The organism is Nocardia sp. NPDC057455, from assembly GCF_042802775.1.
Taxonomy (GTDB): domain Bacteria; phylum Actinomycetota; class Actinomycetes; order Mycobacteriales; family Mycobacteriaceae; genus Nocardia.
The window spans coordinates 50,622-62,767 of the sequence record NZ_JBHVDM010000037.1 but is presented as its reverse complement, the minus strand read 5'-3'; the positions used below and the strand labels follow the sequence as shown (position 1 = coordinate 62,767).

Sequence of the window (12,146 nt, the reverse complement as noted above, 5' to 3'; positions counted from 1 at the left end):
CGCACTGACTGCGCTCGTGGCCGCCGTCGTGCTCTGTCTCGGAGCCTTGCTGGCGGCGTCGACCCATGTCCGCTGTGTCGACGCCGCCCGCGAAGCGGCCCGCCTCGCCGCACGGGGCGATCATGCGAACGCCCGTCCGGCGGCCGAGCGCATTGCCCCGCCGTCGGCCGACATCGCGCTCCGCACCGAGGGCACTCGTGCCATAGCCGTGGTCTCCGCACGAACCCCGCTGCTTCCCCTGCTCACTCTCCGCGCGGAAGCGATCGCGACCCTCGAACCCGGGGCCGAGCAGTGAAGCGGTATCCACAGTGCACTCCCGCACGGCCAGGCTGCGCATCACCTACCGAAGGAGGGGGTCGTCGGTGCCGCACCGTTCGGTCGGCTGGTGTCCGAGCGGGATGCGCGGAGTGCCTTCGCTGGCGCGTTCTCGGCACGCTCTCCGTCGGCGAGGCGACGCCGATCCCCATACCGTCCTGGTCCGGAGTGCTGCCGGTGGGTTTGGAGTGCTGCCGTGCATTGGAGTGCCGTCGGTGGTCCGGTGGGCTGCCGTTGGTCCGGAGTGCTGCGGTGGGCCGTCGGTGGTCCGGTGGGCTGCCGTTGGTCCGGAGTGCTGCGGTGGGCTGCCGGTGGTCCGGAGCGCTGCCCGTGGGTCGGTCTGCTGCGTTCGACGCCGCCGAAGTGTGCCCGGCGGAAGTCGCCATCCTCCGGCACAGGCGTCGATCGGAAGGACCCATTCCGATTCTCCCAGCGAGGGTGACATGACCGTCCTGGGCGAACACAAGGAGCAGGTCCACAGCGGCGACCGGCTCGCACACCGCAGGGGCGCCGCGGTATGGCACCGCGCGTCCGGGGAGGACGGGTTGGCCACCGTCTTCACCTGCCTGGCGCTCGTCGCGCTGATCGGATTGACGCTGCTGATCGCGCAGGTGGGCATCGTGGTGGTGGCGCGGCATCGGGCGCAGGCAGCCGCCGATATGGCGGCGCTGGCCGCGGCCGGTGCATTGGTGGAGGGCGTCGAAGCCGGATGCGCGGAGGCGCACGAAGTGGCGCGGCGGATGGGGGCGCGAATCCGCCTCTGTGAGGCGGCGGAGTGGGATGCCACGGTCGCTGTGGAAAGGAATGTACCAATAGGTCTGTATGGCGATTGCGTCGTTCAGGCGAGCGCGCGGGCAGGGCCGGCTGAACGCTGACGAGTTCGATACACGGTCGCCCTTGCGTCGCGTACGGTAGCGGAAATCGGTAATTCTACTGGCCGGTTAAAAGCGGGCCCGAGGAATTCCCGTTCGGGTCCGGGATATCGAATAGCGATGAATGCGCATGTCCGCAATGCAACCGGTGGCAATACTCTAGTTAACATGAATCTAATCCTTTTTATTCCGTGGAGGTGAAGCGGCGTCGTTCCACTAGGAGGTTTCCCAATCTTCCCAGCGTGCGCACTGGCAAGGTCGACAATTGGTCACGCGTCCGGCTCCGCGCTGTCACGAATCGGTCGACGCGTCCGCACCGGCGGACAGTTCGGCCAGCACGGCCGTGAGCAGGCGTGCCGCTGCGGCCTTGTCCAGCGGGTGGTTCCCGTTGCCGCACTTGGGTGATTGGACGCAGGACGGACAGCCGGCCGCGCAGCCGCACGACTCGATGGCCGACAGGGTCGCCGAAAGCCATTGCCGCAGTCGAGCGAAGCCGCGCTCGGCGAATCCCGCCCCGCCGGCCTGGCCGTCGTAGACGAAGACGGTGGGCAGCCCGGTGTCCGGATGCTCGGCGGTGGAGACACCGCCGATGTCCCACCGATCACAGGTCGCCACCAGGGGTAACAGCCCGATCGCCGCGTGTTCGGCCGCGTGCAGCGCCCCGGGCACGTCCTGGGGTTCGATTCCGGCCAGCGCCAGTAGTTCCGGTGTCACCGTGTACATGACCGCCCTGGTGGGCAGCGTCTGCGGCGGTAGGTCGAGTTCGACCAGATCGAGCACTTCACCGGTGACCAGCGTGCGCAGGTAGCCGATCACCTGACTGGTGACCCGTACCCGGGCCAGGCCGGCTGTCACGTGACCATGGACGCGGCGATCGGTCACCGCGTCGATGGCGATCGAGGTCACCTGACGCGCGCTGGTGGTCCAGCCGGGCTCGGCGGCGTGCACGAAGGCCACTCCGTCATCGAGATCCAGCTCGTCGACCACGTATGTCTCGCCCTGGTGCAGGTGAACGGCGCCTCGATGCAGCGTGGCCTGGGCTCGCCCCGCGTCGGCGGTGCCGAGCAGCCTGCCGGTCTCGCCGTCCACGATGGCTACCGGAGCGCCGATTCCGCCCCGGACGTCCACCGCGTCGTGCGGCTGCGTCTCCGCGGTCACGTACCAGCGTGCGCGATCCTCGATTCCGCGCCGCCTGATCAGTCCTTTCGCCGCCAGCTCGGCAAGTACTTCGCCTGCGCCGAGTTCGGCCACCTCGGCGTCGGTGAGCGGCAGCTCCAACGCCGCGCACAGAAGCTGCGGTCCCAGCACGTAGGGATTGCGCGGATCGGTGATGGTGGCCTCGATCGGCCTGTCCAGCAGTGCTTCCGGGTGGTGGACCAGGTAGGTGTCCAACGGGTCGTCCCGCGCCACGAGCAGCACGAGCGACCCCTGAGCGCGTCGTCCGGCCCGTCCGGCCTGCTGCCAGAACGACGCGACCGTTCCGGGAAAACCGGAGAGGACCACGGCGTCCAGCCCCGCGATATCGACGCCGAGTTCCAATGCGTTGGTCGTCGCCGCGCCCAGCAGCGATCCGTCCGACAAAGCCGCTTCCAGATCACGCCGATCCTCCGCGAGGTATCCCGCGCGGTAGGACGCCACCCGCGCGGCCGCGTCCGGATCGGTCTCGGCCAGCAGTCTTCTGGCCTCCATGCCGGTGAGTTCGGCGGCGCGGCGCGAGCGGACGAAGGTCAAGGTCCGCGCGCCTTCGGCCACCAACTCCGCCATGATCCGCGCCGCCTCCATGGTGGCGGGCCTGCGCACCGGCGCCCCGTTCTCGCCGGTCACCGCGGTGAGCAACGGTGGTTCCCAGAGGGCGACGGTTCGCGGCCCCTGCGGCGATCCGTCCACGGCGACCGCGGTGCACGGCGCGCCGATCAGGCGCGACGCGGCTTCCTCCGGGTCGGCCGAGGTCGCCGAGCAGAGCACGAACACGGGGTCCGCGCCGTATCGTGCGGCGATCCGCCGCAGCCTGCGCAGTACCAGCGCGACATGCGAGCCGAAAACACCGCGATAGGCGTGGCATTCGTCGACCACCACATAACGCAGCCTGCGCAGCACGCGCGCCCAGCGCTGGTGGGACCGCAGTATGCCCAGGTGGAGCATGTCCGGATTGGTGAATATCCACCGCGCGTTGGCGCGTACCCACTGCCGGATCTCGGCCGGGGTATCGCCGTCGTAGGTGGCCGGATGGATATCGCGCAACGGACCTTCGTGCGCGAGCGAGCCGATCGCGCGCAGTTGATCGGCGCCGAGCGCCTTCGTCGGCGACAAATACAGTGCGGTGGCCTTGGGATCGGCTTGCAGCGCCGTGAGCACCGGAAGCTGGTAGCCGAGCGATTTGCCCGAGGCGGTCCCGGTACTCACCACCACGTGCCGACCGTGGAACGCCAGGTCCGCCGTCTGCGCCTGATGGCGCCACGGCGCGTCGACGCCCGTGCCGCGTAATGCCGCAACTACTTCCGGAGACGCCCAGGCGGGCCACGCGGAGTGTTCGGCAGGACGCGCGGGCAGCTCGACCACATGCGTCAGCCGGGGGTCGTTGTGCGGCACCCCGGCTAGGACACGGTTCAGCAACGATGTCCCGTAGCTGGGCCCCGCGGGAGGCCGCCCACGCAGCGCTGAGTCCGGCTGATTCACGAGGCGAACCCCGCCACACGCTCCGGAAGTGTGAAACGTGTGCGTCCGGGAACCCCCACCTGCCATTTCGATACCAAATAGCGACCTGGGTCACAGCTTCTTTGCTGAACGTCGACTCGGTTATCACCAAGCAAACGAACCATAGGTCTGGATTCCACCATTGTGTCCCTCACCTGCACATTCGCAAGATCAACTTTTTTGCAAATTGTCGGTAACTCGACTGTTGAATTGCCCGGAGACATGGTTCACTGGTTCCTGGTCGCAAGCTTCTGTGTTCGAGGGACGGATCCAAAGTCCAAACCGTCAGCAGGATCGATGTTGCGAACGGTGTGCTTGGTGCTTTCCTGCAGGGGGAACCAACAGTACAGCGGTCGGAACGGACCCGGTGGACGAACCCAGTTGTCCGCCGTTCCGGTAAGAAAAGAGAAGGAACAGAATGGCACAGGGAACTGTGAAGTGGTTCAACGCGGAGAAGGGGTTCGGCTTCATCGCGCCGGAGGACGGCTCCGCTGACGTCTTCGTCCACTACTCCGAGATCCAGGGTTCGGGTTTCCGCACCCTCGAGGAGAACCAGAAGGTCGAGTTCGAGGTCGGCCAGGGCACCAAGGGCCCGCAGGCCACCGGAGTGCGTGCGCTCAGCTGAGCGGCGCGAGGATCCACAGCTCGTCCCTCACCACCGGTAACGGGGTGAGGGACGAGCTATATCTGGGGTAGTCACGGCCCGTGTGAGCCGGCGGAACGATCCGCCGAGCATGCCGCGGCGCAGGTGTGGCGAAACGGCAAGGCATACTGATTCGAACTTCCGGGCGTACGCTCAGTGGTTCGAGTCGCAAGCACTCGACCACACGCGGCGTCACGGTATAAACGTGTCTGGTGCGACGTTCAGCCGTCGCAGCCGCTCACCCCAAGCCGCGCACAGCGGAAACTACGCAGCGCGGGTCGATCAGGAAAGGTGTATTCGCCGGTGGCAACACGAGACCGCGGTGCAGCCGACCAGGGCCGTGCCCTGCGTCGTCTCGTGATCGTCGAGTCCCCGACCAAGGCCCGCAAGATCGCGCCGTACCTGGGTCGTAACTACACGGTCGAGGCGTCGGTCGGTCATATCCGGGATCTGCCGCGCGGCGCGGCCGATGTCCCGGCCAAGTACAAGGGCCAGTCCTGGGCGCGCCTCGGCGTGGATGTGGACAACGACTTCGAACCCATCTACGTCGTCAGTCCGGACAAGAAGGCCAAGGTCACCGAGCTCAAGAGCCTGCTGAAAGACGCGGACGAGCTCTACCTGGCCACCGACCCGGACCGCGAGGGCGAGGCGATCGCCTGGCACCTGCTGGAAACGCTCAAGCCCAAGGTGCCGGTCCGGCGGATGGTGTTCCACGAGATCACCGAACCGGCCATTCAGGCCGCCGCCGCGGATACCCGCGACCTCGACAACGATCTGGTCGACGCCCAGGAGACCCGCCGCATCCTGGACCGGCTCTACGGCTACGAGGTCAGTCCCGTGCTGTGGAAGAAGGTCATGCCGCGGCTGTCGGCGGGCCGCGTGCAGTCGGTGGCCACCCGGGTGATCGTGCAGCGCGAACGCGAGCGTATGTCGTTCCGTTCGGCCGAGTACTGGGACATCGCCGCCAAGCTGGACGCGGGCAACGGCGAGGAGAGCGACGCCGCCAATCCGAGGACCTTCGGCGCCCGCCTGGTCACCGTCGACGGCGCGCGGGTCGCCACCGGGCGCGATTTCGGATCGGACGGGCAGCTGAAGGCCGCGGGCGGCGTCGTCGTGCTGGACGAGGGCTACGCGCGGCGGCTGGCCGAGGCGCTGGACGGCACCGACCTGGTGGTCTCCTCGGCGGAGGCCAAGCCGTACACACGCAAGCCCTATCCGCCGTTCATGACCTCCACGTTGCAGCAGGAAGCGGGACGTAAGCTCCGTTTCACCTCCGAGCGGACCATGCGAGTCGCGCAGCGTCTGTACGAGAACGGCTACATCACCTATATGCGTACCGACTCGACGACGCTGTCGGAGTCGGCCATCGCCGCGGCCCGTGCGCAGGCCACCCAGCTCTACGGCTCGGAGTTCGTGCACCCGACCGCACGGCAGTACACCCGCAAGGTGAAGAACGCGCAGGAGGCGCACGAAGCGATCCGTCCGGCGGGCGACACGTTCGCCACGCCCGGCCAATTGCACGCGCGGTTGGACAACGACGAGTTCCGGCTCTACGAACTCATCTGGCAGCGCACGGTCGCTTCCCAGATGGCCGACGCCAGGGGTACCACGCTGACGCTGCGCATCACCGGCGTCGCGGGCACCGGCGAGGAGTGCGTGTTCTCCGCTTCCGGCCGCACCATCACCTTCCCGGGCTTCCTGAAGGCCTATGTGGAGAGCGTCGACGAGGAGGCGGGTGGCCAGTCCGACGACGCCGAGTCCAGGCTGCCCGCGCTGGAGGAAGGCCAGGCGGTTACCGCGGTCGAGCTGAATCCCGATGGGCACAGCACGAACCCGCCCGCGCGCTACACCGAGGCGTCGCTGATCAAGACGCTCGAAGAGCTCGGCATCGGCCGCCCTTCGACGTATTCGTCGATCATCAAGACGATTCTCGACCGCGGCTATGTGTACAAGCGCGGCAGCGCGCTGGTGCCGTCGTGGGTAGCGTTCGCCGTGATCGGCTTGCTGGAGGAGCATTTCGGCCGCCTGGTCGATTTCGACTTCACCGCCGCGATGGAAGACGATCTCGACGCCATCGCCGGTGGGCGCGAGCAGCGCGGAAACTGGTTGTCCAGCTTCTACTTCGGCGGCGATCACGGCGTGGAAGGGTCGGTCGCGCGCTCCGGCGGTTTGAAGAAGATGGTGGGGGAGCGGCTCGACGACATCGACGCCCGCGAGATCAACTCCATCAAACTGTTCAGCGATGCAGACGGACGCGACGTCGTCGTCCGGGTCGGCAAGTACGGGCCGTACCTCGAGCGGATGGTCGCGAATCCCGACGACCCCGAGGGTAATCCGGTGTCGCAGCGGGCCAACCTGCCGGACGATCTCCCGCCGGACGAGCTGACCCCCGAAGTCGCCGAAAAACTGTTCGCGACGCCGCAGGAGGGTCGTTCGCTCGGCGTCGATCCCGAGTCGGGTCACGAGATCGTCGCCAAAGAAGGGCGTTTCGGTCCCTACGTCACCGAGGTTCTGCCCGAACCGCAGGTCGAGCAGGGTAAGGAACCCGCCAAGAAGACCGCGAAGAAGGCCGCTGCGCCGAAACCGCGTACCGGCTCGCTCTTCAAGTCCATGGACCTGGCCACCATCACGCTCGACGACGCACTGAAGTTGCTGTCGCTGCCGCGTGTGGTCGGTACCGACCCGGCAGGCGGCGAGGAGATCACCGCGCAGAACGGACGCTACGGGCCGTACTTGAAGAAGGGCACCGACTCGCGTTCGCTGAGCACCGAGGACCAGATCTTCACCGTCACGCTGGAGGAGGCGCTGAAGATCTACTCGGAGCCGAAACGCCGTGGGCGGCAGGCGTCCAGCGCCGCCCCGCTGCGTGAACTCGGCAACGACTCGGCCAGCGGCAAGCCGATGGTGATCAAGGACGGCCGCTTCGGCCCGTACGTCACCGACGGCGAGACCAACGCGACGCTGCGCAAGGGCGACGAGATCGAGTCGATCACGCCGGAGCGGGCCATGGAACTGCTCGCCGACCGGCGGGCCCGCGGGCCGGTGAAGAAGACCGCCAAGAAGGCCGCGGCGAAGAAGGCCCCTGCCAAGAAGGCCGCGGCCAAGAAGACCGCAGCCAAGAAGGCGACCACCACGAAGACGGTGGCCAAGAAGACCGCGGCGCAGAAGACGGCGGCGAAGAAGACCGGCGTCGGGAAGTCGTGAGTTTCCGAGGCGTGGCGACACCCGTAGCCTGAGCGCCATGAGTACCGAACAGGAGCGCGAGGATCTGATCGCGATGCTCGCCGACCAGCGCGAGCTCTTCCGTATCACCCTGCGCGGCATCGACGACGAGCAGGCGCGACAGCGGACCACGGTGAGCGAGCTGACCCTGGGCGGGCTGCTGCACCACCTGGTCAGCTGTGAACGGCACTGGACCTCGGTGATCGTGCAGCGGGACGAGAACGCGGAACTGGATATCTCGAAGTTCGGCGCCGAGTACGTAATGGGTGCCGAGGAGACCGTGACCGGGCTGTTGGCCACTTGGGACGAGGTGGCCGCGGCGACGGCCGAACTGATCCGCTCGGCGGACAGCCTCGACACCTCGATCCCCACGCCGACGTCGCCGTGGGTGCCGGAGCGCATCTGGCAGTCGGTGCGCTACACGGTGCTGCACATCCTGCGCGAGATCGCGCATCACTCCGGGCACGCCGACATCATCCGTGAGGCGCTGGACGGGGCGAACAGCACGCAGCAGCGCGCTTCCTAGTCTCGGACAGGGCGGTCGAGTGCGTCCGACTCGTCGCGGCCGCCGTGAGATCTCGTCGACGCTTGGGGTCTTGAAGGTGTCCTCCGGCACATCATCCAGCGCGCAAAGCTCTTCGGGGCGGCACGAGCGCCGTCTCCCCGGCCGGTCCGGGCGGCGCGACGTTCCGATCCACCGCGACGGTGGGCGCGATCCGGGGACGGCGGCGGACCAGCACGGCTGTTGCGGGCCGAGCTGGGTGTGCGTGGGAGTACGCACGTCGCTGTCGCGGCGGGAGCCTTGCGGTGTCGGCTCGAAACACCAGTTGGGGAGAGCTGGGTGTGCGTGGGAGTACGCACGTCGCTGTTGTGGCGCGAGCCCTCCGGTATCGGCCCGAAACTGTCGGGAGGGGCCGATAGGGTGTACGGCGTGGCGGGAGTCTTCGATCGATTGGTCGGCCAGGAGGTGGTCGAGTCCGAGTTGACGGCTGCCGCCGTCGCAGCTCGCGGGGGAGCGGTCGAAGGCGCGATGACGCATTCGTGGCTGTTCACCGGTCCGCCCGGCTCGGGCAGATCCGTTGCGGCGCTGTGTTTCGCGGCGGCGTTGCAGTGCACCGACTCGGGGACACCCGGGTGCGGCAGGTGTCACGCCTGCACTACCACCATGGCGGGCACACACGGCGATGTGCGCCGGGTGGTGCCCGAGGGGCTGAGCATCAGCACCAAGGAGATGCGCGAAATCGTGCAGGTGGCCTCGCGCAGGCCGAGTACCGGGCGCTGGCAGGTGGTGGTCATCGAGGATGCCGACCGGTTGACCGAGGCAGCCGGAAACGTCCTGCTCAAGGTCGTCGAGGAGCCGCCGGACCGGACGGTCTTCCTGCTCTGCGCGCCCTCGGTCGATCCCGAGGACATCTCGATCACGCTGCGCTCCCGCTGCCGGCACGTGCACCTTGTGACGCCATCAGTGCCCGCCATCGCGCGGGTACTGCGGGAACGGGACGACCTGGACGAGAAGACCGCGAACTGGGCCGCCTCGATCAGCGGCGGGCATGTCGGCCGTGCCCGCAGGCTCGCCACCGACGAGGAGGCGCGAACCCGCCGCAGGCGCGCGCTCGCATTGGTCACCGCGGTCGGGAAGCCCGGTGCGGCCTACGCCGCCGCCGACGAGCTGGTGCGCGCGGCCGACGACGAGGCCAAGCAGATGAGCGCGGCCCGTGACGAACGCGAACGCGAGGAACTCGCGACCGCGATGGGTGCGGGCGGCACCGGCAAGGGCGCGGCGAGCGCGACCCGCGGCTCCGCCGGCGTGCTCAAAGACTTGGAGCGGCGGCAGAAGTCTCGCGCGACCCGCACCGGCCGCGACGCACTCGATCGCGCCTTGATCGACGTCGCCGGCGTCTACCGGGACGCGCTCGCCGTCCGCTTCGGCGCCACCCGGCTCGGCTCCGGTATCGCGCTCACCCACCCCGACCTGTCCGACGAGATCCACGATCTGGCCGACCGTGTGCGCCCCGAAGGCCTGCTGAAGTCGATCGAGGCCGTTCTGGCCTGCCGTAACGCGCTCGACCTGAACGTCAAACCCCGCTTCGCCCTCGCGGCCATGGCCGCCGCCCTCATCGCGGCCCGCGCACAGTAGCCGTGACCACCTGTTTTCGTGATCGGCCCGCGAGACGATAGACTCGCTTGGCCGAAAGGCACGCCGCCTTAGCTCAGTCGGTAGAGCGCTTCACTCGTAATGAAAAGGTCGGGGGTTCGATTCCCCCAGGCGGCTCCAAGTCAGAGGCTGTATCCAGCTCTCTGCGCGAACGATTGGCTCGGCCAGTGTGCCGACGTGCGGAGAACATCCCCTCGAATCACCCGAAGAGTGCGGCCTGCGCCGCCTCAGTCGGTGAGATAGCGCAGCATCACCGCGGTGTTGAAGTGCCTTGTCTCGGCCAATCGGAGCTGGACGCGGGTGCTCAGCGATGGGAACAGCGGTGTGCCGCCGCCGAGCACCACGGGAATAAGGAACAGTTGGTACTCGTCGATGAGCCCGTGTGGCATCAACGAGGCCGCGAGGCTCGCGCCACCGACCTCCATGACGCCATCTCCTCCGGCCTTGAGCCTGCGGACTTCCTCGACCGCGTTCTCGCTGATCAGCGTGCTGTTCCAGTGGACATCGGTGAGCGTCCGGGAGAAGACGAACTTCGGCTTCTCCGTCCAGAGCCTGCTGAATTCACGCTCGATGCGCGGCGCGTCCTCGGGCACGTGCGGCCAGTACTCGGCCATCAGCTCGTACAGGCGACGGCCGTGCAGCGAGACCTCGATCTCGCGGTAGCGGTCGTTGTGGAACTGGTGTAGCTCCTCGTCCGGGTCGGTCCAGTCGATGCTGCCGTCGCGGTCGTTGATGTAGCCGTCCAGGGACACGCTGAACCCGTAGACAAGTTTCCTCATAACCGGGTAGACCTCCTGCGCGCTCGAATCTCATCGGCGTTCATCGGACATCAAGGCGGCTGGGCATGACGGCGGCGGTGAGTGTGCCGAATCAATGGTCGATGCCTGGGTCAGCCATTATTTCCAGCGTGCCGACAGTGTGCCGAGACGGGCGGATACAGGCTGGACGAATCGGTACCGATTGGACGTCAAGGGGCCCTATCGGAACTAGCGAGTGGTAGACCGCACCTGCCGGAGTCCCGTCATGACCGGCGCGCCTGATACATCGCGAGTTCCCCCCGTCGGACAGCCCGCAACCACCGCTGTCCGGAGTCGATGGCACGCTGGATCTTGCGCACAGTGGGCACCTGTGTGAGCAGGTGTCGCTGATATCGCCACGGCATTTGTAGCCCGTGCCGAGCCGCCATCGCGTAAGCGAACTGCACGGCGCTGCGGTCGAGATACCGGTCGGCGTGTTCGAACCAGACCATGCTGGTCCGGGCGGCGGCCTGGATCGGGCGCAGCGCAGCGCGCCGCTGCGCGTCGTAGTTCTCCAGCGCGTCGGCGAGTTCGGAGTGCTCGTACAGACTCTGTGCAAGCACGACGGCGTCGACGATTGCCAGCCGGGTGCCAGAACCGATGGTGAAGTGCGTCGTGTGCGCTGCGTCGCCGAGCAGCACCACGTTGTCGTGATACCAGGTTTTGTTGATTACCTCAGGAAAGCGGCTCCACCTTGCGAATTCGCCACGTGTCTTGCTGATCAACGAGTGACCGTCGAGAAGGCGGGTGAATATGTTCTCCAGAACACGCAAGTTCTCCAGATTGTCCTGGGAATCGAATCCCAGTCCATTCCAGGTCTGCGGTTGGCACTCAACGATGCAGGTGCTGATCTTTTCGGCAACCGACGGGTAGGCATGGAACCAGATCCAGCCGGCTGAGGTGTGTTCGAAGGCGAAGGTGAATCGGGTGAAGACCTTGTCCGTACCGAGCCAGATATACCGATTCTCGCCGAGTGTGACCGACGTGCCGAAACGATGATCACCCAGCTGCCGTACCCGGCTGTTCGCGCCGTCGGAGGCGACGATGAGATCGGTGTCGCCGAAGCCGGACAGATCGTGAACCTCTCGCCCGTGCTGGACATCGACGCCGAGTTCGCGCGCCCGTCGGGAAAGTACGTCGAGCAATGCCGCGCGCCCCATGCTGAACCCGTAGCCCCCGAAATGTGCGGTCTGGTCGTCCCGTAAATGGATTGCCTGTTCCCGCCATAGGACCGACCCGGCACGCACCGCCTGGGCGCTGTCGGGGTCATTCCGATACAGAATATCGAGCAGGTCGTCCCAGTACACGACGCCCCAGCCATACGTGGACCCGGGGGGATCGCGGTCGATCACCGTGATGTCATGGGCCGGGTCGCGCCGCTTCATCGAAATAGCGAAGTACAGGCCCGCCGGCCCGCCACCGACACACACGATTTTCAACGTCACCAG

General features: G+C 67.1%; 9 protein-coding genes and 1 tRNA gene. 7 read left to right on the top strand and 3 right to left on the bottom strand.

Annotation, left to right across the window (positions count from 1 at the left end; all coding sequences use genetic code 11):
- Both ACFU5M_RS17265 and ACFU5M_RS17260 read left to right on the top strand, forming a co-directional pair.
- On the top strand, positions 1-295 hold a 295-nt coding region (locus ACFU5M_RS17265; protein WP_379049915.1), incomplete at its 5' end, for a TadE family type IV pilus minor pilin.
- Positions 296-758: 463 nt separating this feature from the next.
- A complete protein-coding gene (locus ACFU5M_RS17260) occupies positions 759-1,190 on the top strand; it encodes an Rv3654c family TadE-like protein (RefSeq protein ID WP_379049913.1) in 432 nt (143 codons plus the stop codon).
- A 288-nt stretch (positions 1,191-1,478) separates the two neighbouring features.
- Here ACFU5M_RS17260 and ACFU5M_RS17255 read toward each other — a convergent pair whose 3' ends face one another.
- Positions 1,479-3,863: a DEAD/DEAH box helicase gene (locus ACFU5M_RS17255; protein ID WP_379049910.1), complete on the bottom strand. Its 2,385-nt coding sequence runs from the start codon at positions 3,861-3,863 to the stop codon at positions 1,479-1,481.
- 436 nt (positions 3,864-4,299) lie between these two features.
- On the opposite strand from ACFU5M_RS17255, the gene ACFU5M_RS17250 reads away from it, so the two are divergent.
- From ACFU5M_RS17250 to ACFU5M_RS17230, 5 genes are all read left to right on the top strand, one after another.
- Positions 4,300-4,506: a cold-shock protein gene (locus ACFU5M_RS17250; RefSeq protein ID WP_011206895.1), complete on the top strand. Its 207-nt coding sequence runs from the start codon at positions 4,300-4,302 to the stop codon at positions 4,504-4,506.
- Positions 4,507-4,881: 375 nt separating this feature from the next.
- Positions 4,882-7,728 carry a type I DNA topoisomerase gene (topA, locus tag ACFU5M_RS17245; protein WP_379049933.1) on the top strand — a complete coding sequence of 949 codons (2,847 nt, stop codon included), beginning with the start codon at positions 4,882-4,884 and terminating at the stop codon, positions 7,726-7,728.
- A 37-nt stretch (positions 7,729-7,765) separates the two neighbouring features.
- Positions 7,766-8,272: a DUF664 domain-containing protein gene (locus ACFU5M_RS17240; protein ID WP_379049908.1), complete on the top strand. Its 507-nt coding sequence runs from the start codon at positions 7,766-7,768 to the stop codon at positions 8,270-8,272.
- 405 nt (positions 8,273-8,677) lie between these two features.
- Entirely contained in the window at positions 8,678-9,883 is a 1,206-nt protein-coding gene (locus ACFU5M_RS17235; RefSeq protein ID WP_379049931.1) for a DNA polymerase III subunit delta', read from the top strand.
- A 62-nt stretch (positions 9,884-9,945) separates the two neighbouring features.
- Positions 9,946-10,021: transfer RNA gene (locus ACFU5M_RS17230), tRNA-Thr, on the top strand.
- Between the two features lie 107 nt (positions 10,022-10,128).
- Here ACFU5M_RS17230 and ACFU5M_RS17225 read toward each other — a convergent pair.
- Both ACFU5M_RS17225 and ACFU5M_RS17220 read right to left on the bottom strand, forming a co-directional pair.
- The gene (locus ACFU5M_RS17225; RefSeq protein ID WP_379049906.1) at positions 10,129-10,680 is read right to left on the bottom strand and encodes a dihydrofolate reductase family protein; all 552 of its coding nucleotides are present in this window, start codon (positions 10,678-10,680) and stop codon (positions 10,129-10,131) included.
- Between the two features lie 242 nt (positions 10,681-10,922).
- Entirely contained in the window at positions 10,923-12,083 is a 1,161-nt protein-coding gene (locus ACFU5M_RS17220; protein ID WP_379049903.1) for an FAD-dependent monooxygenase, read from the bottom strand.
- Positions 12,084-12,146 lie beyond the last annotated feature (63 nt).

Coding starts and splice junctions, on each gene's coding strand:
- ACFU5M_RS17260 (WP_379049913.1), top strand. CDS start 759: ATGACCGTCCTGGGCGAACACAAGGAGCAGGTCCACAGCGGCGACCGG.
- ACFU5M_RS17250 (WP_011206895.1), top strand. CDS start 4,300: ATGGCACAGGGAACTGTGAAGTGGTTCAACGCGGAGAAGGGGTTCGGC.
- ACFU5M_RS17240 (WP_379049908.1), top strand. CDS start 7,766: ATGAGTACCGAACAGGAGCGCGAGGATCTGATCGCGATGCTCGCCGAC.
- ACFU5M_RS17225 (WP_379049906.1), bottom strand. CDS start 10,680: ATGAGGAAACTTGTCTACGGGTTCAGCGTGTCCCTGGACGGCTACATC.
- ACFU5M_RS17220 (WP_379049903.1), bottom strand. CDS start 12,083: ATGAAGCGGCGCGACCCGGCCCATGACATCACGGTGATCGACCGCGAT.